The organism is Streptomyces sp. NPDC006997, from assembly GCF_040635175.1.
GTDB lineage: Bacteria > Actinomycetota > Actinomycetes > Streptomycetales > Streptomycetaceae > Streptomyces.
Window position 1 is genome coordinate 1 of record NZ_JBEYHH010000052.1, and the last position, 22,331, is coordinate 22,331.

Here is a 22,331-nt window from a genome sequence, read left to right on the forward strand (position 1 = left end):
GTGGGGTGCCCCAGGATCCTGGGGCACCCCACCTCCGTACGCACGGTGTCACCCGGCGCTACTCGGCCGAGGTCGACCTCGCGGCGGCCTCCCGTGCCTTCTCCTCCGCCTCCAGCTCCGCGAACACGTCGATCGGCGCGGGCGCCTTGGCCAGGAACACCCACGTCAGCCAGACGGCGAGCAGGAACGGCGGGATCTTCAGGGCGACCAGGACCCAGCCGAGCTGGGTGGTGTCGGCCCACCAGTACAGCGGGAAGAGGACCGCGCACTTGGCGAGCAGGATCAGGCCCCAGGCGTAACTGGCCTTGGCGTACGCCTTCTTGCGGCCGGGGTTGCGGGTGCGCCAGGAGAGGTTCTCCTTGAAGACCGGGCCGAGGATCAGGCCGATCAGCGGGACCCCGCACAGGGTGGTGACGATGTACGCGAGGCCGAGGCCCAGCGTGTACAGCATCCCGGGCAGGTAGAAGTCCTTGGCGTTGCCGGTCATCATCGCGAAGACGACGCCGAAGGCCACGCCGAAGACGCCGCTGAAGGCGTGCTTGACGGTGTCCTTCATGGCCAGCCGGACGACCACCAGCAGCAGGGAGACCGCGAGCGCGGCGATCGCCGAGAGGTGCAGGTCCTTGTTGACGGTGTAGATGGTCACGAAGAGCAGACCGGGCAGCACCGTCTCGGCCGTGCCCCGGATCCCGCCGAACGCCTCGAACAGGGCGGCCTCGGTCACCGCTCTGGAGTCGTGCTCACCACTGGCGGCACCCGCGGGGTCCGCGGTGGATTCGGTGGCTTCGGTCGGCTTGTCCAACGACGTCACCGGCTACTCCCGTCCGAGGGGTCGGAGTTCGTATTTGGGGTTGAAGAGCACCCGGCGGCCCCGGCTCATCGAGATCCGGCCGGACGCTATCAGTTTGCGCCCCGGTTCTATCCCGTTGATGGAGCGTCGGCCGAGCCACACCACGTCGAGTGCGGCGGAGCCGTCGAACAGCTCGGCCTCCAGTGCCGGGACACCCGCGCGCGGCCGCAGGGTGACCGTGCGCAAGGTACCAGTAACGGTGACGATCTGCCGGTCGCGGCAGTCGCCGATGCGCGTACAGCCCGTGGTGTCGGCGTCCTCCCGCAGCTCCTCGGACTCCAGGTCCTCCTGCGACGAGGAGAGCCGGTCGAGCATACGCCGGAACCGGCCCACCGGCTTGTCGGAACGAGGAACAGCACTCATGTCTGAAGCCTACCGGGGTGTACCGAGACGTACGTACCCCCCAAACTACCGTTCGAATCTATAGCCCATGCCCGGTTCCGTGATGAAGTGCTCCGGGTGCGACGGGTCGGCCTCCAGCTTGCGCCGCAGCTGTGCCATGTAGACCCGCAGGTAGTTCGTCTCCGTCCCGTACGACGGCCCCCACACCTCCTGGAGCAGCTGTCTCTGGCTGACCAGGCGGCCGGTGTTGCGCACCAGCACCTCCAGCAGGTGCCACTCGGTGGGGGTGAGCCGTACGTCCCGGCCGTCGCGGTGGACCTTCTTGGCGGCCAGGTCGACGGTGAACCGCCCGGTCCGCACCAGTGCCTCGCCCTCGCCGCCGCCGGTGGGCTCGGCGCGGCGGACGGCGGCCCGCAGCCGGGCCAGCAGCTCGTCCATGCCGAACGGCTTGGTGACGTAGTCGTCGGCCCCGGCGTCGAGCGCCTCGACCTTCTCGTCCGAGGAGTGCCGGGCGGACAGCACCAGGATCGGCACCCGGGTCCAGCCGCGCAGCCCGCGGATCACCTCGACGCCGTCCATGTCCGGCAGCCCCAGGTCGAGGACGACCACGTCGGGGTGGCGGGCGGCGGCGAGCCGCAGGGCGGTGGCCCCGTCGTGGGCGGCGTCGACGTCGTACGCGCGCGCCCTGAGGTTGATCACCAGCGCCCGCACGATCTGCGGCTCGTCGTCGACGACGAGCACCCTGGTGGGGGTCCGCTCGGTCCCTCCGGAGGAGGTCACCATGGAGTACGCCTTTCTGCCGGTACGGGGGTGGCGGGGCCGGGGCGGGGGCCCGCCGCGCGGAGGGTGAGGACCATGGTCAGGCCGCCGCCGGGGGTGTCCTCGGCGTTGAGGGTGCCGCCCATGGCCTCGGCGAAGCCGCGGGCGACCGCGAGGCCGAGGCCGACGCCGTTGCCGCGCGGGACGTCGCCGTGGCGCTGGAAGGGTTCGAAGATGCGGTTCCTGGCCTCCTCCGGGACGCCGGGGCCTCGGTCCACCACCCGCAGCTCCACCCGGTCGGCGATGGCGCTGCCGGAGACCAGGACGGGCGAGCCGACGGGGCTGTACTTGACGGCGTTCTCCACGATGTTGGCGACCGACCGCTCCAGCAGCCCGGCGTCCACGGCGACCATCGGCAGCGTCTCGGGGACGTCGAGCCGCACACTGTCCTCGGGTACGCCGCCCAGCGCCACCGGCACCACCTCGTCGAGGTCGGTGGCGCGGATGGTCGGCGCGACCGTGCCGGTCTGGAGCCGGGACATGTCGAGCAGGTTGCCCACCAGGTGGTCGAGCCGGTCGGCGCCCTCCTCGATGCCCGCGAGCAGCTCCGCCCGGTCCTCCTCCGACCAGGCCACGTCGTCGGAGCGCAGGCTCGACACGGCCGCCTTGATCCCGGCCAGCGGGGTCCGCAGGTCGTGGCTGACGGCGGCCAGCAGCGCGGTACGGATCCGGTTGCCCTCGGCCAGCGCGCGGGCCTGGTCGGCCTCGGCCTGGAGCCGTCTGCGGTCCAGGACGACGACGGCCTGCGCGGCGAACGCGGCCAGCACCCGCCGGTCCTCCGCGGGCAGCACCCGGCCGGTCAGCGCCAGCGCCAGATGGCCGCCGACCGGCATGTCCACGTCGGCGTCCTCGGGCCCGTCCAGCGGCGGCCCCTCTCCCGCGCGGCCCACGCAGCTCCACGGCTGGAGGTCGTCGGCCCGTTCGAGCAGCGCCGCCGACTCCATGCCGAAGGTCTCGCGTACCCGTTCGAGCACCGCCTCCAGGCTGGTCTCGCCGCGCAGCACGTTGCCCGCGAGGAACGAGAGGATCTCCGACTCGGCGCGCAGCCGGGCCGCCTGGTGGGTGCGCCGGGCGGCGAGGTCCACCACGGACGCCACCGACACCGCGACCGCCACGAAGATCACGATGGCGACGATGTTGCGGGGGTCGGAGACGAGGAGGCGGTGCTCGGGCTGGGTGAAGAAGAAGTTCAGCAGCAGGGAGCCCAGGGCGGCGGAGGCCAGCGCCGGCAGCAGCCCGCCGAGCAGCGCCGCCGCCACCACGATCCCGAGGTACAGCAGCACGTTGTTGGCGAAGCCGAGGTCGACGGCGTCCAGCAGCACCGTGAGCACGGCCGGGCCCGCCAGCCCCACCAGCCACCCCCACAGCGTCCGGTCCCGCCCGAGCCGCGCGCCCCGGGCGACGGGCAGTCCGCGCCCCCTGGCGGCCTCCTCGTGGGTGACGATGTGCACGTCCAGGTCGGGTCCCGACTCGCGGGCGACGGTGGCGCCGACGCCCGGCCCGAAGACGTACTGCCAGCCGGTGCGGCGCGAGGAGCCGAGCACGATCTGGGTGGCGTTCACCCCGCGCGCGAACGCCAGCAGCGCCGCGGGTATGTCGTCGCCGACGACCTGGTGGAAGGTGCCGCCGAGGTCCTCGACCAGGGTGCGCTGGACGGCGAGTTCCTTCGGTGAGGCGCTGGTCAGGCCGTCGCTGCGGGCTATGTAGACGGCGAGCACCTCGCCCCCGGCGCCCTTCTCGGCCAGCCGGGCGGCGCGCCGGATCAGGGTGCGGCCCTCCGGACCGCCGGTCAGCCCGACGACGATCCGCTCCCGGGAGCCCCAGATCCGCGAGACCTGGTGGTCCGCGCGGTACTGCTGGAGGTACGCGTCGACGCGGTCGGCCACCCACAGCAGCGCCAGTTCGCGCAGGGCGGTGAGGTTGCCGGGCCGGAAGTAGTTCGACAGCGCGGCGTCGATCCTGTCGGGCTGGTAGACGTTGCCGTGCGCCATCCGGCGGCGCAGCGCCTCGGGCTCCATGTCGACCAGTTCGATCTGGTCGGCACGGCGGACGACCTCGTCCGGCACGGTCTCCCGCTGCCGCACCCCGGTGATCGACTCCACGACGTCACCGAGTGACTCCAGGTGCTGGATGTTGACCGTGGAGACCACGTCGATCCCGGCGGCCAGCAGCTCCTGCACGTCCTGCCACCGCTTGGCGTTGCGGGAGCCGGGCACGTTGCCGTGCGCCAGTTCGTCCACCAGCGCCACCCGGGGCCGCCGGGCCAGTACGGCGTCCACGTCCATCTCGGCGAAGACCGCGCCGCGGTGGGTCAGCTCCCGGCGCGGGACCTGCTCCAGGCCGTGCAGCAGCACCTCGGTGCGGGCGCGGCCGTGGTGCTCGACGAACCCCACGACGCAGTCGGTGCCCCGCTCGACGCGGCGGTGCGCCTCGGCGAGCATCGCGTAGGTCTTGCCCACGCCCGGTGCCGCGCCGAGGTAGATCCGTAGCTTGCCGCGTGCCATGACCCCAACTGTCCGTGTCTCGTGCCCTGCCGCTGACGCAGCATCGAGATTACGACCCGTGTTCGGGACATATCGGATGGGGTGGTGAGTGACGGGGGACTTTGACGCGCCCCTGACGCGTGCCCCGGCACACGTCAGGGGCCGCACCCCTCCGGGCACGGCCCCTGTACGACGTACTCAGCGGACCTCGGTGATCTCCGGTCCGCGCTGGAGCTGGCCCATGCCGCCGGAGAAGCGGGAGGACGCCTGGTCCTCCTGCTGGATGGCCTCGGGGACCATCTGCGCGTCGTTCGGCAGCTTCAGGACGATCGGGTCGCGAGGCGCCATCGGACCCTCGCCGCGGACCACGACCGTGTCGCGGAAGATCTGCTCGAGGAGCCCGGCCGCCTGCGGCTGCACCGCGCCCTGGCCGGAGATCACCCCGCGCAGGAACCAGCGGGGGCCGTCCACGCCGACGAACCGCACGACCTGGAAGCCGCCCGTGCCGTCCGGCAGCTGCACCGGCACCTGGGCCCGCAGCTCCCAGCCCAGCGGACCCTCGACCTCGTCGATGATGCCGCCCTGCTGGGTGATGCCGGAGGCGATCTCCTCGCGGACCTCGCCCCAGATGCCCTCGCGCTTGGGGGCGGCGAACGCCTGGAGCTGGATGGCGCTGTCACGCAGCACGACGGTCGCCGCGACGATCGCGTCCCCGGCCACCTCGACCCGCAGCTCCATGCCGTCGACACCCGGCACGAACAGGCCGCCGAGGTCGACCCGGCCCTCGCCGGGCTCGCGGACCTCGGTGCTGTCCCAGGGCCCGTCGGGCCGGGGCTCCGGCTCCAGCCGCACCCGCTCGCGCTCGCCCTCGCCCGCCTCAGTGCCGACTCCGTCGACGACCTGCTCGGCCTCGCTCGCCGCGTCCGCCGCGCCGTCAGCGGAGCCCTTCTTCTTGCGACGTCCGAACACGTCACTGTCCTTCCCGGTCGGATACGACCGAAGCGTATCGATACCCACCCGCCTGGCCGCCCTCGGCGGCCCGACCGTTAGTACTGCTCTTACCTGCGGCCTCACCGGACTTACCGGACACACCCGTCCCACGGGGCACGCCGGTCGCACCGGTCACCGCGGCATGGCCGCCGGTGGACCCGAAGCCCCCCTCGGCCCGCGCCGAGCCGGGAAGCTCCGCCACCTCCTGGAAGCGGACCCTCTCGACCTGCTGGACGACCAGTTGGGCAATCCGGTCGAAGCGCTCGAACCGCACGGACTCGCGCGGGTCGAGATTCACCACGATCACCTTGATCTCCCCACGGTACCCGGCATCAACCGTCCCCGGGGCATTCACCAGGGCCACACCACAGCGGGCGGCGAGCCCCGACCTCGGGTGCACGAAGGCCGCGTACCCCTCCGGCAGCGCCACAGACACCCCCGTCGGCAGCACGGCCCGCTCCCCCGGGGCCAGTTCGCGCGCCTCGGTGGTGCGCAGGTCGGCCCCCGCGTCCCCCGGGTGCGCGTACGACGGCAGCGGTACGTCCGGGTCGACGCGCCGGATCAGCACCGGTACGGCGTCCCGGCTCACGGATTGACCTCGAAGGCGCGGGCCCGCCTGACCTGGTCCGGGTCGTCCATGGCGGCGCGGATCTCCTCCGTGCGGCCGTGGTCGATGAAGTGGTCGACCTTGACCTCGATGAAGAGGGCGTCCGCGCGTACCGCCACGGGCCCGTCGGGGCCGCCGACGCGCCCGGTGGCGGTCGAGTAGATCTTCCGCCCGGCCACCGCGGTCACCTCGGCGGCCAGGTGCAGGGTGGTGCCGACGGGCACCGGCCGGACGAAGTCGGTCTCCAGCCGTCCGGTCACGGCGATCGTGCGCAGCAGCCAGTTCAGCGAGCCGAGCGTCTCGTCCAGGGCGCTGGCGAGCACCCCGCCGTGCGCGAGGCCGGGGGCGCCCTGGTGGGCGGGCTGCACGGTGAACTCGGCGGTGATCGACACGCCTTCACCGGCGCGCGCGGCGAGGTGCAGCCCGTGCGGCTGCTCGCCGCCGCAGCCGAAACACTGGCCGTAGTGCGCGCCGAGCAGGTCGCCGGGGGCGGGGGCGTCGGGGTGCCGTACCGGCGCGACGGCGTCGGCCGGGGGCTGCAGAGCTGCGGAAGTACCACTCACAGGCGCAGACCTTACCCGCGCGTCGGCGATTCCCGGACACCGTGTCAAGCTTGGCCGTATGCAGCTCTCGGCCACCCCGTACGAAGAACGTCTCACCGCGCCCCGCTCCTGGTGGCTGATCAGTCTCCTGGTGGGCCTCTCGCTGGCGCTGATCCTGCTGCCGTTCGGCACGCTGCCGATGCTGGGCGGCCTCGCGGGCGGTACGGCGGTGGCGGCGACCATGGCCAGTTCGTACGGCTCGGTGCGGATCCGGGTGGTGGGTGGCTCGCTGATCGCGGGCGACGCGAGGATCCCGGTGGCGGCGCTGGGCGAGGCGGAGGTGCTGGACGCCGAGGAGGCGCGCGCCTGGCGCACGCACAAGGCCGACACCCGCGCCTTCCTGCTGCTGCGCGCCTACATCCCCACGGCGCTGCGGGTGGTGGTCACGGATCCCGAGGACCCGACGCCGTACCTGTACCTGTCGACCCGGGAGCCGGAGCGGCTGGCGGCGGCGCTGGCGGCGGCCAGGACGGCCGCGGCGTAGGCCGCTCTCAGCGCTGGTGGGGCGAGTCGGGGGCGCTCTCGACGCCCAGCGGATCGGTGGGGCGCTCCAGCGGGGGCAGCGCGGGCAGCTCCGCCCACGGCACCTGGAGCCTGCGCAGGTCCCCGCGGACGCGGTCCGCGAGCTTTCTGGTGTCCCGGCGGTTCATCACCGCGCCGACCGCGGCGCCCACCAGGAAAGGCATCAGGTTCGGCATGTTGCGGACCATGCGCTTCATGATCTGCTGCCGCAGCTCCCGCCTCATCTGACCGCCGAGGGCGGTGTCGACGGAGGCCGGTTTGAGTACGTCGATCCCGCGCTCGCCGGACCACGACCTGAGGTAGGCGGTGCTGCGGTCCTTGAGGGTGCCGGGCGGCCGGACGCCGTAGACCTCGTGGAGTTCGGCGATCAGCTTCAGCTCGACCGCGGCCACGCCGGTGATCTCCGCGGCCAGTTCGGTCGGCATCGCGGGCGGCACCGGCAGCATGGCCGCCGCGCCGACGCCCGCGCCGACCGTCGCCGACGCGTTCACCGCGCCCGCCACGAGCTTGTCGGCGAGCTCCTCGGGGCCGAGCCCGGGGAACTGCCCGCGCAGGGTCGCGAGGTCCCGTACGGGGATCCGGGGGGCGTTCTGGATGATCCGGTCGGTGAGGTGGGCCAGCCCCGCCCTCGCCCGGTCTGAGCCCCTGCGGAGGCCTTCCTGGGCCAGCTGTCCGGCCCTGTCCCGGACCGCCGCCGCCCTTCTGCGGGCGACGGGCGCGGGGCGGGGGGCCGGCACCGGGGTGCGGCCCCCGCCTCCGACCGGTTCGAGCGGGGCTGATCGCGCGGGCGGGATATCCGCCGCGGATGAGCCCCGCTCGTCGTCACGCACGCCGTGGGGGCCGTCGTGCGGCCCCGAGTCCGCTCCCCGTCGGGGGGAACGGCGCTTCCAAGGTGGGGTCGAGCCAGTCACGGCCGACCCCGCCTCAGTCGCAGTCGCGGCAGATCGGCTGGCCGTTCTTCTCCCGGGCCAGCTGGCTGCGGTGGTGTACCAGGAAGCAGCTCATGCAGGTGAACTCGTCCTGCTGCTTCGGCAGCACCCTGACGGCCAGTTCCTCGTTCGAGAGGTCTGCGCCGGGCAGTTCCATGCCCTCGGCCGCTTCGAACTCGTCGACGTCGACGGTCGAGGCCGACTTGTCGTTTCGACGAGCCTTCAGCTCTTCGAGGCTGTCCGAGTCGACGTCGTCGTCGGTCTTGCGTGGAGTGTCGTAATCGGTTGCCATGTCGCTCTCCCCCTCCGGGTGTCTGCGGTGTCTCCAGCGCACGTAACGCGTGAGAGGCCGGACTTGTGCCCGACCCGAGGCGGAGATTTTGCCTCACATCAAGGTCTGTTACTCAATCGACACCCAACCGAACTCCTCATGAGTGATCGGCTTGGATGGCGATCGGGACCGTACACGGTCCGGAGCTTGCACTACAAAGGGGTCCCACCGGGTACTTCCCGTGATCAAGCCACCGGAAAACCCGGATTTTCCAGGCTTTCCACCACTCCTCATGATCACGGAGAGTATACGGCCGGAAAATCGTCCTTGTGATCGATCACACATCACGTAGCAGACCGAGTGCCCAGAAAATTCCGCGCAAAGCGAACATCCTCGGTGTGCCCCGGGTGTGCGGCGAAAGGATCTCAGACAGGCAGGGTGACCCGCATCTCCAGTCCACCCCCTTCACGCGGTCTGGCGTAGATGTGCCCGCCGTGGGCCCGTGCCACCGACCGCACGATGGACAGCCCGAGCCCCACGCCCTTGTCGCTGCCGGTCCGCTCGGTGCGCAGCCGCCGGAACGGCTCGAAGAGGTTGTCGATCTCGTACGCCGGGACGACCGGCCCCGTGTTGGACACCACGAGGACCGCGTGGCCGGCCTGGACGTCCGTGGTGACCTCCACCCAGCCGCCCTCGGGGACGTTGTACCGCACGGCGTTCTGTACGAGGTTCAGCGCGATCCGCTCCAGCAGCACGCCGTTGCCCCGGACGACGGCGGGCTTCTGCTCGCCGTGGATCCGCACGCCCTTGGCCTCGGCCTCGGCACGCACCTGGTCGACGGCCTGCCCGGCGACCTCGGCGAGGTCGACCGGCTTGCGCTCCACGATCTGGTTGTCGCTGCGGGCGAGCAGCAGCAGGCCCTCGACGAGTTGCTCGCTGCGCTCGTTGGTGGCCAGCAGCGTCTTCCCCAGTTGCTGGAGTTCCACCGGCGCGTTCGGGTCCGACAGGTGCACTTCCAGCAGGGTGCGGTTGATCGCCAGCGGGGTGCGCAGTTCGTGCGAGGCGTTGCCGACGAAGCGCTGCTGTGCCGTGAAGGCCCGCTGGAGCCGCTCCAGCATGTCGTCGAAGGTGTCGGCCAGCTCCTTCAGCTCGTCGTCCGGGCCGTCCAGCTCGATCCGCCGGGAGAGGTCGGACCCGGCCACCGCGCGGGCGGTGCGGGTGATCCGGCCGAGCGGCGACAGGACGCGTCCGGCCATGGCGTACCCGAAGGCGAACGCGATCACCGCCAGGCCCAGCAGGGCCAGCAGGGAGCGGCTGAGGAGGTTGTCCAGGGCGTCCTGGCGCTGGTGGTCGATGCAGTCGCTGATCGCCCGGTTGAACTCGGCCAGCGGGATGCTGCTCACGTTGTTGATCGCCGGGCAGGCGTCACTCGTGACGCTGATCTCCTTGGCGCCGATGATCTTGAACGGCGGTTCGTTCCCCGTGTTCAGCGCCTGCGCCGCGAGCAGGTAGATGATCGACAGCAGCAGGATTCCGGCGATCAGGAACATGCCGCCGTACAGCAGCGTGAGCCGTATCCGGATGGTCGGGCGCAGCCAGGGCGGCTGGGCGGGCCGCCTGGGGTCCCAGGTGGGCTTCGGGGGCGCCTGGGGCGGCGCCGGGGTGGCTGCCACGGGGCATCAGATCCGGTAGCCGGAGCCGGGCACCGTGACGATCACCGGCGGCTCGCCCAGCTTGCGGCGGAGGGTCATCACCGTCACCCGGACCACGTTGGTGAACGGGTCGGTGTTCTCGTCCCACGCCTTCTCCAGCAGTTGCTCGGCCGAGACGACCGCGCCCTCGCTGCGCATCAGGACCTCCAGTACGGCGAACTCCTTGGGCGCCAGCTGCACCTCCTTGCCGTCCCGGAAGACCTCGCGGCGGTTCGGGTCGAGCTTGATCCCGGCCCGCTCCAGGACGGGCGGCAGCGGGACGCTCGTACGGCGGCCCAGCGCGCGCACGCGTGCCGTCAGCTCGCTGAAGGCGAAGGGCTTGGGGAGGTAGTCGTCGGCGCCGATCTCCAGGCCCTCGACCCGGTCGCTGACGTCGCCCGACGCCGTGAGCATCAGCACGCGCGTGGGCATACCCAGCTCGACGATCTTGCGGCAGACGTCGTCGCCGTGGACCACGGGGAGGTCGCGGTCGAGGACGACCACGTCGTAGTCGTTGACGCCGATGCGCTCCAGGGCGGCCGCGCCGTCGTACACGACGTCGACGGCCATGGCCTCCCGGCGCAGTCCGGTGGCCACCGCATCGGCGAGCAGCTGCTCGTCCTCGACGACGAGTACGCGCACGTCGCTGGTCCTTCCTCGTGTCCACCCGCGTAGCTCCAGGGCACGCGCGGGCAGGGCTGCCTGGGGTGTGTTGCCTCCATCCTGCCCTTTTCGGCCATAAGTCGGCTGTAAGGCGGGAGATCCGCCTGCGGGGAGGGGTGCGGGGCGGGCCGCGGGGCTCGTGGGGACGCCGGATTTTCTCGCCCGGTCGAGGTTTCCGTGGGAGGCAGTGGGGGGAGGACGCTTTACACCCCGCGATCACGCTCTGCTTGTACCGCAACACCATGCGGTATGCCGCGGCCGCTTCGCAGAGTGGGCGTGGGTGTCCGGCACCGTCGCCGCCCGGCTGGGCAGCGCTGGGCACCTACGGGAGACGTGATCGCCCCTTCCGAACGGCACACCCCCGTGCCATCGACCCACGACCCAGGACGAGGGGGCGCAGCATGGACGCATTCACGGCAGGACTTCTGCAGCGCATAAGGGCGACCGAGTCGGACCTGACGCGGGCTCGTGACGAAGGCGACGACTTCCTCGTCGAGGTGGAACAGGGCGAGCTGGACGACCTCCGCCGCCTGGCCGCCGAGCACGGTGTGGAGGTCGGCGTCTTCAACGCGTGACCGGCTTTCGGACAGTAGGGGAACGGGCCCCCGGCGAATCCAGCGCCGGGGGCCCGTTCTTCGTGCGTGTGCCGTCTGTTCAGTCGTGCCAGGCGCCGAGGTCCTCCAGGAGGGTCTGGAGGGGTGCGAAGACGCCGGGTGTCGCCGCGACCGCCAGGTCCCATGAGGGGCGTTCTCCGGGGCGGCCGCCGGTCAGGGCGCCCGCCTCGCGGGCGATGAGGTCGCCGGCCGCCAGGTCCCAGGGGTGCAGGCCGCGCTCGTAGTAGCCGTCGAGGCGGCCCGCGGCCAGGTCGCACAGGTCGGCCGCGGCCGAGCCGCCGCGGCGGATGTCGCGCAGCTGGGGGATCAGTTGCCGGGCGACCTCGGCCTGGTGGTCGCGGACGCCGGTGACGTAGTTGAAGCCGGTGGAGACCAGGGCCTGGTCCAGGGGCGGTGCCGGACGGCAGGTCAGCCTGCGCTCGCCGGTCCAGGCGCCGGTGGCGCGGGCGCCGCCGCCGAGGACCGCGGAGAAGGTCTCCCCGCGCATCGGCAGGGCGACCACGCCGACGACGGTCTCCCCGTGGTGCTCGGCCGCGATGGAGACGGCCCAGGTGGGCAGCCCGTAGAGGTAGTTCACCGTGCCGTCGAGCGGGTCGATCACCCAGCGGACGCCGGAGGTGCCCTCGGTGGCGGCGCCCTCCTCGCCGAGGAAGCCGTCGTCGGGGCGGTGGTTGGAGATCAGGTCGGTGATCAGCTTCTCGGCGGCGATGTCCATCTCGGTCACGACGTCGATCGGGCTGGACTTGGTGGCGGCGACCGCGAGGTCGGCCGGGCGGCCGTCCCGGAGCAGCGCGCCCGCGCGGCGGGCCGCCTCGTGGGCGAGCCCGATCAGTTCGACGTGCAGGCGGTCGGTCACGGGGCTCCTCATGCGTAGGGGCTGTCGGCGCCCGCGGCGGCGGGCCGGGGGGCGCGGGCGGGGCAGCAGCCGACGGGGCAGACGTCGTGGCTGGCGCCGAGGGCGCCGAGGGCGCACGGGGTGACCCGCTGGCCGCGCTCGGTGGCGGCGCGCTCCAGGACCAGGTCGCGGACGGCGGCGGCGAAGCGGGGGTCGGCGCCGACGGTGGCCGAGCGGCGCACCGGCAGGCCGAGCCCCGCCGCCTTGGCCGTCGCCTCGGTGTCGAGGTCGTAGAGGACCTCCATGTGGTCGGAGACGAAGCCGATGGGGGCCATGACGACCGCCGGGACCCCGGCCGCGTGCCGCTCCTCCAGGTGGTCGCAGATGTCGGGCTCCAGCCACGGGATGTGCGGGGCGCCGGAGCGGGACTGGTAGACGAGCCGCCAGGGGTGGTCGACGCCCGTGCGCTCGCGGACGGCGTCCGCGATCAGGCGGGCGACGTCCAGGTGCTGGCGGACGTACGCGCCGCCGTCGCCGTGGCCCTCCACGGGACCGGAGGTGTCGGCGGCGGTGTCCGGGATGGAGTGGGTCGAGAAGGCGATGTGGGCGCCGTCCCGGACGTCTTCGGGGAGGTCGGCCAGGGAGCGCAGGACGCCCTCGATCATGGGCTCGACGAAGCCCGGGTGGTTGAAGTAGTGCCGGAGCTTGTCGACCTGGGGCAGGTCGAGGCCCTCGGAGGCGAGCCGGGCGAGGGCGTCGGCGAGGTTCTCCCGGTACTGGCGGCAGCCGGAGTACGAGGCGTAGGCGCTGGTCGCGAGCACGAGGACGCGGCGGTGGCCGTCGCGGACGATGTCGCGCAGGGTGTCCGTCAGGTACGGGGCCCAGTTCCGGTTGCCCCAGTAGACCGGCAGGTCCAGGCCGTGGCCGGCGAAGTCCTCGCGCAGGGCGTCCAGCAGGGCGCGGTTCTGGTCGTTGATCGGGCTGACCCCGCCGAACAGGAAGTAGTGCTGGCCGACTTCCTTGAGGCGTTCCTTGGGGATGCCCCGCCCCCGCGTCACGTTCTCCAGGAACGGGACCACGTCGTCGGGTCCCTCCGGGCCGCCGAAGGAGAGCAGGAGGAGGGCGTCATAGGGAGTGACGTCGGGGGTGGCGTCGGGCACGTCAGACATGGCCCCGATCCTGCCACTCGCCACGGACAGCCGGACAACGGCGGGGTGGGCGACGTGGTCGCCCCTGACCCGAACGGGTGCGTTAGGGTTGCCTAACTCGTAAGCTGTACCGGCTGCGGTCACGCCTTACCGAACGCCTTACCCACCGGAGACCCCCGTGCCCAGCCCCTATCGCGCCCTGTTCGCCGCCCCCGGTGCCAGGGCGTTCGCCACTGCCGGGTTCCTCGGGCGGATGCCGCTGTCGATGATGGGCATCGGCGTGGTGACGATGGTCTCCCAGCTCACCGGGGAGTACGGCCTCGCGGGCGCGCTGTCGGCCACCATCGCGCTGTCGGCGGCGGTGGCGGGCCCGCAGGTGTCGCGGCTGGTGGACCAGTACGGGCAGCGGCGGGTGCTGCGCCCGGCCACCCTGTTCGCGCTGGCCGCGGCGGCCGTGCTGCTGTTCGCCGCGCACTACGGGTGGCCGAGGTGGGTGCTGTTCGCGGCCTGCGTCGGCATCGGGTGCGTGCCGAGCGTCGGCGCGATGGTCCGGGCCCGCTGGGCCGCGCTCTACCGGGGCACCCCGCAGCTGCACACCGCGTACTCCTTCGAGTCCGTGATCGACGAGGTCTGCTTCATCTTCGGGCCGATCATCTCCATCGGGCTGTCGACCGCGTGGTTCCCGGAGGCCGGACCGCTGCTGGCGGCCTGCTTCCTGGCGGTCGGCGTCTTCTGGCTGACCGCGCAGCGCGCCACCGAACCGGAGCCGCACCCGCGCGAGCGGGACGGTGGCACGGGCGGCGGCAGCGCGCTGCGGTCCCGGGGCCTCCAGGTGCTGGTGACGACGTTCGTGGCGACCGGGGCGATCTTCGGGGCCGTCGACGTGGTCACGGTCGCCTTCGCCGAGGAGCGGGGTCACAAGGGTGCCGCGAGCGTCGTCCTCGCGGTGTACGCGGCGGGCTCCTGCGCGGCGGGCGCCGTCTTCGGGCTGCTGCACGTCAAGGGGGCGCCGGAACGCCGGTGGCTGCTGGGTGTCTGTGCGATGGGCGTGAGTATGATCCCCCTCCTACTGGTCGGGAACCTGCCGTTTCTGGCCGTGGCGCTCTTCGTCGCGGGTCTCGCCATCGCTCCCACGATGATCACGACGATGTCCCTCATCGAAGAGCACGTACCACGCGCGCAGCTGACCGAGGGCATGACCTGGGTGAGCACCGGACTCGCGGTGGGGGTCGCGGTCGGCTCCTCGGTGGCCGGCTGGGTGATCGACGCCGCCGGCGCGCGCGCCGGGTACGGGGTTCCGGCGGTGTCCGGGGCCGTCGCGGTCGCGGTCGGTTTCCTCGGTTACCGCCGGCTGCGCAGGCCGGCCCCAGGGCGGGGAGGCACCGTTGAGCACCACAGTGAGCGGGAAGAGCGGCACCTGGCGTAACTGGGGCGGCAACGTGACCGCCCGCCCCGCGCGGGAGGTCACGCCCGCCTCCGTCGACGAGCTGGCCGACGCGGTGCGCCGGGCCGCCGAGGACGACCTCACGGTGAAGGCCGTGGGTACGGGGCACTCCTTCACGTCCATAGCCGCCACCGACGGCGTGTTGATACGCCCTCAACTGTTGACCGGCATCCGCCACATCGACCGTGCGGCCATGACGGTCACCGTCGAGGCGGGCACCCCGCTCAAGAGGCTCAACGCCGCCCTGGCCCGCGAGGGGCTGTCCCTGACCAACATGGGCGACATCATGGAGCAGACGGTCTCCGGCGCGGTCAGCACGGGCACGCACGGCACCGGCCGGGACTCCGGGTCCATCGCCGCGCAGATCAGGGGCCTTGAGCTGGTGACCGCCAACGGTTCGGTGCTCAACTGCTCCGCCGAGGAGAACCCGGAGGTGTTCGCCGCCGCGCGCATCGGCCTGGGCGCCCTCGGCATCGTCACCGCGATCACCCTCGCCGTGGAACCCGTCTTCCTGCTCACCGCCCGGGAGGAGCCGATGCCGTTTCGGCGGGTCCTCGCCGAGTTCGAGGAACTCTGGGCCGAGAACGAGCACTTCGAGTTCTACTGGTTCCCGCACACCGACCGGTGCAGCACCAAGCGCAACAACCGCAGCGCGGGCCCCGAACAGCCCGTCGGCCGGATCAGCGGCTGGCTGGAGGAGGAGTTCCTCTCCAACGGGGTGTGGCAGGTGGCCAACGTGGTGGGCCGCGGCGTCCCCGCCGCCATCCCCGGCATCGCGCGGATCGCCAGCCGCGCGTGGTCCGCACGGACGTACACCGACATCCCCTACAAGGTCTTCACCTCGCCGCGCCGGGTGCGTTTCGTGGAGATGGAGTACGCCCTCCCGCGCGCGGCGGTGACGGACGCGCTGCGTGAACTGAAGTCCATGATCGAGCGGTCGGGGCTGCGGGTCAGCTTCCCGGTGGAGGTGCGCACCGCGCCCGCCGACGACATCACCCTGTCCACCGCCTCCGGCCGCGACAGCGCCTACATCGCCGTGCACCTGTTCAAGGGGACGCCCTACCAGGCATACTTCACCGCCGCCGAGCGCGTCTTCACCGCGCACGAGGGGCGACCGCACTGGGGGAAGGTGCACACGCGCGACGCGGAGTACCTCGCCCAGGTCTACCCCCGGTTCGGGGAGTTCACCGCGCTGCGGGACCGGCTGGACCCCCAGCGGCGGTTCCAGAACGCCTACTTGCGGCGGGTGCTCGGCGCGTAGCCGGGCGGGCCGGTCGGCGAACGTCCCCAGATCGCGTGAAGTACGCCACTTCCATGATCGGGAAACCCGGCGCACACCGGCCCTTGCCAGAAGTTGGGCGGCGCGCCCATCCACGCAGGTGGCCCGAATGGAGTACTGTTGCGAGCCCTGGGCCCGGACTCCCGCCAGGCTGTCCGGAACCACCAAGGACCGCCAGGAGGGGGCTTGTTGCACAGGGTGACGGAGTTGGTCACTTAGCGTTGCGAATAGGTAACCGTGCCATAACGGCGATCCAGGGCCCGCGCCCGACACGCCGGGCAACTCGGCAAGGTTGTGGCAGGCTGCACCCGGGCAGGCCACACTCGACTAGCGGAAGCAGCGACGCACGTGACGTCGGCAGGCACCACCCGGGAGGTCCCCATGCCCGAACTGCGTGTCGTGGCCGTCTCCAATGACGGCACACGGCTGGTGCTGAAGGCTGCGGACTCAACGGAGTACACGCTTCCGATTGACGAACGGCTCCGCGCCGCCGTGCGCGGCGACCGTCCCCGCCTCGGCCAGATCGAGATCGAGGTGGAGAGCCATCTCCGCCCCCGCGACATCCAGGCGCGCATACGCGCGGGCGCGACCGCGGAAGAGGTCGCCCAGATGGCGGGCATCCCCGTCGACCGCGTACGCCGCTTCGAAGGCCCCGTGCTCGCCGAGCGCGCCTTCATGGCCGAGCGGGCCCGCAAGACCCCGGTCCGCCGCCCCGGCGAGAACTCCGGCCCGCTGCTCGGCGAGGCCGTCCAGGAGCGGCTGCTGCTGCGCGGCGCCGAGAAGGACACCGTCCAGTGGGACTCCTGGCGCCGCGACGACGGCACCTGGGAGGTCCTGCTGGTCTACCGGGTCGCGGGCGAACCGCACTCGGCGAGCTGGACGTACGACCCGCCCCGGCGGCTCGTCCAGGCGGTCGACGACGAGGCGCGCGCGCTGATCGGCGAGTCCGACGACCTCGGCGCCCCCGAGCCCAGCTTCCCGTTCGTGCCGCGTATCGCCCGGCTCCCGCGCGACCGGCCGCTGGACCGTACCGCCGACCGCGAGCGGCCGAACCCGCCCGCGCCGCCCGAGCCCGTCGAGGAGATCGGCGCGGCCGAACGGGACTCGCTGACCAGCCTGCTGGAGGCGGTGCCGAGCTTCCGCGGCGACCTGGTGGTGCCCGAGCGGCCCGCGCCGGAGCCCGTCGAGGAGCCGGAGGAGGAGCCCGCCGCGGAGGAATCCGCGGCACCCGCGGCCTCGGCCGGTGCCGGGGCGGCCTACGCGGACGTCCTCATGCCGCGTTCCGTCGGCAGCCACCGGGACCGGCTCATCGGCTCCACCGACCGGCAGGCGGAAGCGGACGGTGTCCGTCCGGGCCGCCGGGCGGCGGTGCCCAGCTGGGACGAGATCGTCTTCGGTACGCGGCGCAAGAAGCAGGAGTAGCGGGGCGTACAGGAGGAGCGGGACGGGCGTACCGGACGGCGGGAGGAACCGCGCCCCCGACAGGGGCGCGGAATGCCTCGCGTACGCCGCGCGCGGTGCCCCGCGTACGCCGCGCCCTACTGCGGATCCGCCCCCACGGCCACCGGTCGCTCCGGGTCCGACGACCACTCCGACCACGAACCGGCGTACAGCGCCGCCGGAATGCCGGCCACGGCCAGCGCGAGCGCCTCGTGGGCGGCGGAGACGCCCGAGCCGCAGTAGACGCCGACCGGGGTGCCGTCGGCGGCGCCGAGGGCCTTGAAGCGGGCCCGCAACTCCTCCTCGGGGAGGAGGCGGCCGTCCGGGCCGACGTTGTCTGTGGTGGGCGCGGAGACCGCGCCCGGGATGTGCCCGCCGACCCTGTCGATGGGCTCCACGTCGCCCCGGTAGCGCTCCGCCGCCCGCGCGTCCAGCAGCACCCCGGAGCGGGCCAGCGCGGCGGCGGCGTCCGCGTCGAGGAGGCCCTCGGGCGCCGGAACCGGCTCGAAATCGCCCTCCGGCGGCGACGGCTCACGCGTCGACAGCTCCCCGGGCCACGCGGGCAGTCCGCCGTCGAGGACCCGCACGTCCGGGTGACCCGTCCAGCGCAGCAGCCACCACGCGCGGGCCGCCGCCCAGCCCTGCCCGCCGTCGTAGACGACGACCGCCCGCCCCGCCGTCACGCCCGCGCGGCGCATCACGGCACCGAACTGAGCCAGATCCGGCAGCGGGTGCCGACCCGCCGCACCCGGCGCCGAGGCCAGCTCCCGGTCCAGGTCGACGAAGACGGCACCCGGAACATGCCCGGTCAGGTACTCGGCGTGGCCGTCGAAGGGCGGCGCCCCGGCCGCCTTGGCCAGGGACAGCTGCCAGCGGACGTCGAGCAGCACTGGCGGGTTCTCGCCCGCCAGGTCGCTCGCGAGTTCGGATGCGGAGATGATGGCGTTCATGGCCACCATCCTCGCGCATGGGGTGGCCGCGTCGTCCGTGTCCGGCTACTCTGCCCGCCGGGCAGGTCTGATCACCACGCGTACGGGATCGGGCACATGCTGTGCAACAAGCCGACAGCCGCAATCGCACGCAAAGCGAAGAGCGGGCGCAGAACGGGCGCAGAACGGGCGCGGTGAGAGACGCGGTACGGGGACGGGCCGTGGCGGCGCGCCCGGAGCGCGTGGTGCCACGCGTGGTGCGAGCATCGGCACGGGGGTCGAAGGGCGGAAGCGACGCGGCCACCGCGAGGGGCCGAGAAGAGAGTGACGATGACCGAGGCACGGGGGCCGGCGGGCCGCAGCGGCGAAGCGCACGCCCCGTACGCGCCCGGCACACCCTGCTGGGTGAGTCTGATGGTGCACGGGATGGCCACCACCCAGGCGTTCTACGGCGCCCTGTTCGGCTGGGAGTTCAGGCCGGGCCCCCGGCAACTCGGCCCCTATGTGCGGGCGCTGCTGGACGGCCGTGAGGTGGCGGGCATCGGCCAGCTCCCGCCCGACCGGCACCTGCCCGTCGCCTGGACGCCCTACCTCGCCACCGACGACGCCGACCGGACCGCCGACCAGGTCCGGCTGTGCGGCGGCACCCTCGGCGTGGGCCCACTGGACGCCGCCGACGACGGGCGGCTGGCGATCGGCTCCGACCCGTCCGGCGCGGTCTTCGGTGTCTGGCAGGCGGTGGCCCTGCCCGGCACGGCCGTCACCGGGGTGCCCGGCACGCCCGTCTGGAACGAGCTGCTCACCTTCGAGACGGTCGGCGTCGCCAAGTTCTACGAGTCCGTCTTCGGCTACGACGAGGAGCCGGTCGTCTCCGCCGACTTCGACTACGTCACCCTCCTCGTCGACGGCCGCCCCGTCGCCGGGATCCACGGCGTGGGCAACACGCTGCCGCGGGACCGGGGGCCGCACTGGGTGACGTACTTCGAGGTCGAGGACCTGGAGGAGGCGCTCTCCCGCGTCGTCGACCTGGGCGGCCACGTCATCGCCCAGGCCCGGGACGGCGAGCACGGCCGGGTGGCCACCGTGGCCTGCCCGGAGGGCGCCCGCTTCGCGCTGCTGCGGCCGTCGTCGCGCTAGGACGTGTCGCGCAGGTCCCGTCGTCCGCCCGCAGGGCGGGCCGAGCGGCGTCACGGGGCCCCCTGCTCGAACGGAGCCGAGAGCTTGGGCGTGCCGACGGAAAGCCTCGTACGGGTGGTACGTGGGCTTCCGCCCGGTGCGGCGAGCGGGGTCACCCCCGCTCGAAGAGCTTGGAGGAGTGCCAGGCGTCGGGCGGCAGGCGGGACGTTCGCCACCCGCCCTAGCCCGGCGGCACCGGCAGGACGTCCGGGGAGAGGGTGGCCGCGTGGGCGGTCGCGGCGGTCATCCGGCGGCGGTGGTGGCGGCGGCACAGTACCTCGTAGCCGACGGCCTCGGACTGGTTGACGTCGCCGACGACGACCTGGGCGCCCTCGACCACCATCTCGCCGCCGATCGTGCGGGCGTTGTGCGTGGCCCGCGCGCCGCACCAGCACAGGGCCTCGACCTGGAGCACCTCGACCCGGTCGGCCAGCTCCACCAGCCGCTGGGAGCCGGGGAAGAGCTTGCTGCGGAAGTCGGTCGTGATGCCGAAGGCGTACACGTCGAGACCGAGGTCGTCGACCACCCGCGCGAGCTGGTCGATCTGCTCCGGCGCCAGGAACTGCGCCTCGTCGGCGATCACGTAGTCCGCGCGTCCGCCCTGCGAGAGGTGGTCGACGAGGTACGCGTACAGGTCCGCGCCGTCCTCGACCTCCACCGCGTCGGTGACCAGACCGAGCCGGGAGGACAGCTTGCCCTCGCCCGCGCGGTCGTCACGGGTGAAGATCATGCCCGCCAGGCCCCGCGCGGAGCGGTTGTGCTCTATCTGGAGCGCCAGCGTCGACTTCCCGCAGTCCATCGTTCCGGAGAAGAAGACCAGCTCGGGCATGGGGGGTTGGGCACCTTTCGGTGAGGTCGGGAGGGTGGCGGGCGTCAGGAGCGTACTTCGAGCAGCGGGACCAGCTGCTCGGCGGGGGTCATCGAACCGTGGTTGCCGACCATGGCCGACTCCTTGGGCTCCCGCTCCGAGGCGACGATGAGCACGTCGTCCCGGGCCGCCGCGACGACGTCACCGATGCGCGCGTACACCCGCTCGTCGATCCGCGGGCCGAACCAGCCCGCCGCGATCGCCTCGTCCCGGGAGGCCACCCAGAACTGCTCGCCGAGCACCTCGCGCCAGCACGTCAGCACGTCGTTGTGGGCGCCCGGCACGGCGTACACGTGCCGGGCCCGGCCCTCGCCGCCGAACAGGGCGACCCCGGCGCGCAGTTCCCAGTCGGTGTCGAAGTCGATGCGGTGCTCCTCGTCGAACGGCACGTCGATCATGCCGTGGTCGGCGGTGACGTAGAGCGCGGTGCGCGGCGGGAGCTGCTCGGCGAGGCGCTGTACGAGCCGGTCGACGTACATCAGCTGGCCGCGCCAGGCGTCGGAGTCGACGCCGAAGCGGTGGCCCGCGCCGTCCACCTCGGCGTAGTACGTGTAGACGAGGGCGCGGTCACCCGCGGCCAGCTGCTCGGCCGCGAGGTCCATGCGGTCCTCGCCGGACAGCCGCCCGTGGAACGTTCCGCCGCTGAGCGCGACCTTGGTCAGCGGGGTGTTCTCGAAGGCGGGCGAGGAGACCTGCGCCGCGTGCACCCCGGCGTCGTGGGCGCGCTGGAAGATCGTCGGGTACGGCTGCCAGGGGCGCGGCGGGGTGTACGGCTGCCAGCGGAGCTGGTTCATCAGCTCGCCGGTGTCCGGGTCGCGGACGGTGTAGCCGGGCAGGCCGTGCGCGCCCGGCGGCAGCCCGGTGCCGACGGAGGCGAGGGACGTCGCGGTGGTCGCGGGGTAGCCGGTGGTCAGGGGGCGGCCGGTGCCGCCGCGTGAGCTGGCCAGCAGGGAGGTCATGAAGGGCGCCTCCTGCGGGTGCGCCCGCAACTGCTCCCAGCCGAGGCCGTCGATCAGGAAGACGCAGGCCCGGTCGGCGGGGGCCAGCTCCGGGATCGCCGCGGTGGCGCCGGGGACGCCCATGCCCGCGGCCAGGGTGGGGAGCAGGTCGGCGAGCGAGCCGCTGCCGTACTCGGGGCGCGGCGCGGAGTCGACGGACAGGGGCTCGGGGTGCTCGGAGTGGTGCTCCCAGGCGGTGGGGTGTGCCATCAGCGGGTGATGTCCGCGGTCGCCTCGGAGATGGCCTGCGCGAAGACGAGCGCCTGGCGCACGGTCTCCGGGCCGTCCCCGGCCTCGCTGACGCGCAGGCTGAGGTCGTCGGCCGTGGAGTTGCCCGTGTAGCCGTGGTCCGCCTCGCAGTTGGGGTCGCCGCAGGCGGCGGGCTCCAGGTCGAGACGGGAGACGGCGCCCCAGCCGATGGTCAGCACGACCTCGCGCGGCAGCGTGCCCGGCTTGTACGACTCCGGGTTGGCGACGACGCGGCTGACCACGACGGACGAGATCCGGCCGAGCTTCACGGACTCCGTGGAGGTGGTGGCGTACGGCGTCGGGGAGGTGCTGTCGGCGGCCTGTTCGTCGGTGTGGCTGACGATGAAGCGGTTGGCCGTGAGGACCAGCACGGTCACGTGCCGCCGCACCTCGTTCTGGTCGAACGTCGTCTCCTGGTGCACCAGGTACGACCGCACGGGCTCACCGCCCACCGCGGCCTCCACCGCCTCGGCCACGAGGGCCGGGTAGTAGCCGCTGCGCTCGATCGCCGCGCGCAGCCCCTGGGTCGTCGTACTGGTCTTGGCCATGCCGTCCATCCTACGGGGACCCACTGACTGCGAG

General features: G+C 72.7%; 23 protein-coding genes. 6 read left to right on the top strand and 17 right to left on the bottom strand.

What is annotated here, in order from left to right:
• Window positions 1-58 precede the first annotated feature (58 nt).
• From ABZ659_RS32740 to ABZ659_RS32770, 7 genes are all read right to left on the bottom strand, one after another.
• Complete coding sequence (locus tag ABZ659_RS32740; protein WP_360227527.1) at window positions 59-811, bottom strand: DUF3159 domain-containing protein; 753 nt, start codon at window positions 809-811, stop codon at window positions 59-61.
• 3 nt (window positions 812-814) lie between these two features.
• Window positions 815-1,213, bottom strand: a complete 399-nt coding sequence (locus tag ABZ659_RS32745) for an OB-fold nucleic acid binding domain-containing protein (protein ID WP_360227530.1) — start codon at window positions 1,211-1,213, stop codon at window positions 815-817.
• 45 nt (window positions 1,214-1,258) lie between these two features.
• On the bottom strand, window positions 1,259-1,975 hold the full coding sequence (locus tag ABZ659_RS32750) for a response regulator (RefSeq protein WP_360227533.1): 717 nt from the start codon (window positions 1,973-1,975) through the stop codon (window positions 1,259-1,261).
• Window positions 1,969-4,515, bottom strand: a complete 2,547-nt coding sequence (locus ABZ659_RS32755; protein WP_360227536.1) for a sensor histidine kinase KdpD — start codon at window positions 4,513-4,515, stop codon at window positions 1,969-1,971. Before ABZ659_RS32755 ends, ABZ659_RS32750 begins: the two co-directional genes overlap by 7 nt.
• Window positions 4,516-4,692: 177 nt before the next feature.
• Entirely contained in the window at window positions 4,693-5,463 is a 771-nt protein-coding gene (locus ABZ659_RS32760) for a DUF3710 domain-containing protein (RefSeq protein ID WP_360227539.1), read from the bottom strand.
• Window position 5,464: 1 nt separating this feature from the next.
• Window positions 5,465-6,073: a dUTP diphosphatase gene (gene dut / locus ABZ659_RS32765; RefSeq protein ID WP_360227542.1), complete on the bottom strand. Its 609-nt coding sequence runs from the start codon at window positions 6,071-6,073 to the stop codon at window positions 5,465-5,467.
• Window positions 6,070-6,654 (bottom strand): PaaI family thioesterase, encoded by a 585-nt coding sequence (locus tag ABZ659_RS32770; RefSeq protein ID WP_360227545.1) that lies wholly within the window; start codon window positions 6,652-6,654, stop codon window positions 6,070-6,072. The genes dut and ABZ659_RS32770 overlap by 4 nt, the downstream gene beginning before the upstream one ends.
• Window positions 6,655-6,712: 58 nt before the next feature.
• Here ABZ659_RS32770 and ABZ659_RS32775 point away from each other — a divergent pair, with 58 nt between their 5' ends.
• On the top strand, window positions 6,713-7,177 hold the full coding sequence (locus ABZ659_RS32775; RefSeq protein ID WP_360227548.1) for a DUF3093 domain-containing protein: 465 nt from the start codon (window positions 6,713-6,715) through the stop codon (window positions 7,175-7,177).
• Between the two features lie 7 nt (window positions 7,178-7,184).
• Here the strand turns inward: ABZ659_RS32775 and ABZ659_RS32780 are convergent, their stop codons facing one another.
• The 4 genes from ABZ659_RS32780 to ABZ659_RS32795 all read right to left on the bottom strand — a co-directional run bounded on the left by ABZ659_RS32780 (window position 7,185) and on the right by ABZ659_RS32795 (window position 10,748).
• On the bottom strand, window positions 7,185-8,126 hold the full coding sequence (locus ABZ659_RS32780) for a hypothetical protein (RefSeq protein ID WP_360227551.1): 942 nt from the start codon (window positions 8,124-8,126) through the stop codon (window positions 7,185-7,187).
• 13 nt (window positions 8,127-8,139) lie between these two features.
• Window positions 8,140-8,436, bottom strand: a complete 297-nt coding sequence (locus ABZ659_RS32785; RefSeq protein WP_210920960.1) for a DUF4193 domain-containing protein — start codon at window positions 8,434-8,436, stop codon at window positions 8,140-8,142.
• A gap of 404 nt (window positions 8,437-8,840) precedes the next feature.
• Window positions 8,841-10,088: a HAMP domain-containing sensor histidine kinase gene (locus tag ABZ659_RS32790; protein WP_360227555.1), complete on the bottom strand. Its 1,248-nt coding sequence runs from the start codon at window positions 10,086-10,088 to the stop codon at window positions 8,841-8,843.
• A 6-nt stretch (window positions 10,089-10,094) separates the two neighbouring features.
• Window positions 10,095-10,748 (bottom strand): response regulator transcription factor, encoded by a 654-nt coding sequence (locus ABZ659_RS32795; protein ID WP_360227558.1) that lies wholly within the window; start codon window positions 10,746-10,748, stop codon window positions 10,095-10,097.
• A gap of 422 nt (window positions 10,749-11,170) precedes the next feature.
• On the opposite strand from ABZ659_RS32795, the gene ABZ659_RS32800 reads away from it, so the two are divergent.
• Window positions 11,171-11,344 (top strand): hypothetical protein, encoded by a 174-nt coding sequence (locus ABZ659_RS32800; RefSeq protein WP_360227561.1) that lies wholly within the window; start codon window positions 11,171-11,173, stop codon window positions 11,342-11,344.
• Between the two features lie 79 nt (window positions 11,345-11,423).
• Here the strand turns inward: ABZ659_RS32800 and ABZ659_RS32805 are convergent, their stop codons facing one another.
• Complete coding sequence (locus ABZ659_RS32805; protein ID WP_360227564.1) at window positions 11,424-12,239, bottom strand: inositol monophosphatase family protein; 816 nt, start codon at window positions 12,237-12,239, stop codon at window positions 11,424-11,426.
• 8 nt (window positions 12,240-12,247) lie between these two features.
• The gene (locus ABZ659_RS32810) at window positions 12,248-13,387 is read right to left on the bottom strand and encodes a ferrochelatase (RefSeq protein WP_360227567.1); all 1,140 of its coding nucleotides are present in this window, start codon (window positions 13,385-13,387) and stop codon (window positions 12,248-12,250) included.
• 157 nt (window positions 13,388-13,544) lie between these two features.
• Here ABZ659_RS32810 and ABZ659_RS32815 point away from each other — a divergent pair, with 157 nt between their 5' ends.
• From ABZ659_RS32815 to sepH, 3 genes are all read left to right on the top strand, one after another.
• On the top strand, window positions 13,545-14,792 hold the full coding sequence (locus ABZ659_RS32815; RefSeq protein WP_360227570.1) for an MFS transporter: 1,248 nt from the start codon (window positions 13,545-13,547) through the stop codon (window positions 14,790-14,792).
• Window positions 14,752-16,071, top strand: a complete 1,320-nt coding sequence (locus ABZ659_RS32820) for a D-arabinono-1,4-lactone oxidase (protein ID WP_360227573.1) — start codon at window positions 14,752-14,754, stop codon at window positions 16,069-16,071. Before ABZ659_RS32815 ends, ABZ659_RS32820 begins: the two co-directional genes overlap by 41 nt.
• 399 nt (window positions 16,072-16,470) lie before the next feature.
• Complete coding sequence (sepH, locus tag ABZ659_RS32825) at window positions 16,471-17,511, top strand: septation protein SepH (RefSeq protein WP_360227575.1); 1,041 nt, start codon at window positions 16,471-16,473, stop codon at window positions 17,509-17,511.
• A 116-nt stretch (window positions 17,512-17,627) separates the two neighbouring features.
• Here the strand turns inward: sepH and ABZ659_RS32830 are convergent, their stop codons facing one another.
• The gene (locus ABZ659_RS32830; RefSeq protein WP_360227578.1) at window positions 17,628-18,479 is read right to left on the bottom strand and encodes a sulfurtransferase; all 852 of its coding nucleotides are present in this window, start codon (window positions 18,477-18,479) and stop codon (window positions 17,628-17,630) included.
• A 309-nt stretch (window positions 18,480-18,788) separates the two neighbouring features.
• On the opposite strand from ABZ659_RS32830, the gene ABZ659_RS32835 reads away from it, so the two are divergent.
• Window positions 18,789-19,595 carry a VOC family protein gene (locus ABZ659_RS32835; RefSeq protein ID WP_360227581.1) on the top strand — a complete coding sequence of 269 codons (807 nt, stop codon included), beginning with the start codon at window positions 18,789-18,791 and terminating at the stop codon, window positions 19,593-19,595.
• Window positions 19,596-19,815: 220 nt separating this feature from the next.
• Here the strand turns inward: ABZ659_RS32835 and ABZ659_RS32840 are convergent, their stop codons facing one another.
• The 3 genes from ABZ659_RS32840 to ABZ659_RS32850 are packed head-to-tail and all read right to left on the bottom strand — an operon-like array spanning window position 19,816 to window position 22,306.
• Window positions 19,816-20,463 (bottom strand): thymidine kinase, encoded by a 648-nt coding sequence (locus tag ABZ659_RS32840; RefSeq protein ID WP_360227584.1) that lies wholly within the window; start codon window positions 20,461-20,463, stop codon window positions 19,816-19,818.
• A 44-nt stretch (window positions 20,464-20,507) separates the two neighbouring features.
• Entirely contained in the window at window positions 20,508-21,710 is a 1,203-nt protein-coding gene (locus ABZ659_RS32845) for a nucleotide pyrophosphatase/phosphodiesterase family protein (RefSeq protein ID WP_360227587.1), read from the bottom strand.
• A complete protein-coding gene (locus ABZ659_RS32850) occupies window positions 21,710-22,306 on the bottom strand; it encodes a DUF5998 family protein (protein WP_360227614.1) in 597 nt (198 codons plus the stop codon). Before ABZ659_RS32850 ends, ABZ659_RS32845 begins: the two co-directional genes overlap by 1 nt.
• Between the last annotated feature and the right edge of the window lie 25 nt (window positions 22,307-22,331).

Bases quoted from the DNA above. Each gene is read 5' to 3' on its own strand.
- ABZ659_RS32850 (WP_360227614.1), bottom strand. From the start codon at position 22,306: ATGGACGGCATGGCCAAGACCAGTACGACGACCCAGGGGCTGCGCGCG.
- ABZ659_RS32845 (WP_360227587.1), bottom strand. From the start codon at position 21,710: ATGGCACACCCCACCGCCTGGGAGCACCACTCCGAGCACCCCGAGCCC.
- ABZ659_RS32830 (WP_360227578.1), bottom strand. From the start codon at position 18,479: ATGAACGCCATCATCTCCGCATCCGAACTCGCGAGCGACCTGGCGGGC.
- ABZ659_RS32750 (WP_360227533.1), bottom strand. From the start codon at position 1,975: ATGGTGACCTCCTCCGGAGGGACCGAGCGGACCCCCACCAGGGTGCTC.
- ABZ659_RS32755 (WP_360227536.1), bottom strand. From the start codon at position 4,515: ATGGCACGCGGCAAGCTACGGATCTACCTCGGCGCGGCACCGGGCGTG.
- ABZ659_RS32775 (WP_360227548.1), top strand. From the start codon at position 6,713: ATGCAGCTCTCGGCCACCCCGTACGAAGAACGTCTCACCGCGCCCCGC.
- sepH (WP_360227575.1), top strand. From the start codon at position 16,471: ATGCCCGAACTGCGTGTCGTGGCCGTCTCCAATGACGGCACACGGCTG.
- ABZ659_RS32835 (WP_360227581.1), top strand. From the start codon at position 18,789: ATGACCGAGGCACGGGGGCCGGCGGGCCGCAGCGGCGAAGCGCACGCC.
- ABZ659_RS32810 (WP_360227567.1), bottom strand. From the start codon at position 13,387: ATGTCTGACGTGCCCGACGCCACCCCCGACGTCACTCCCTATGACGCC.
- ABZ659_RS32800 (WP_360227561.1), top strand. From the start codon at position 11,171: ATGGACGCATTCACGGCAGGACTTCTGCAGCGCATAAGGGCGACCGAG.
- ABZ659_RS32840 (WP_360227584.1), bottom strand. From the start codon at position 20,463: ATGCCCGAGCTGGTCTTCTTCTCCGGAACGATGGACTGCGGGAAGTCG.
- ABZ659_RS32745 (WP_360227530.1), bottom strand. From the start codon at position 1,213: ATGAGTGCTGTTCCTCGTTCCGACAAGCCGGTGGGCCGGTTCCGGCGT.
- ABZ659_RS32785 (WP_210920960.1), bottom strand. From the start codon at position 8,436: ATGGCAACCGATTACGACACTCCACGCAAGACCGACGACGACGTCGAC.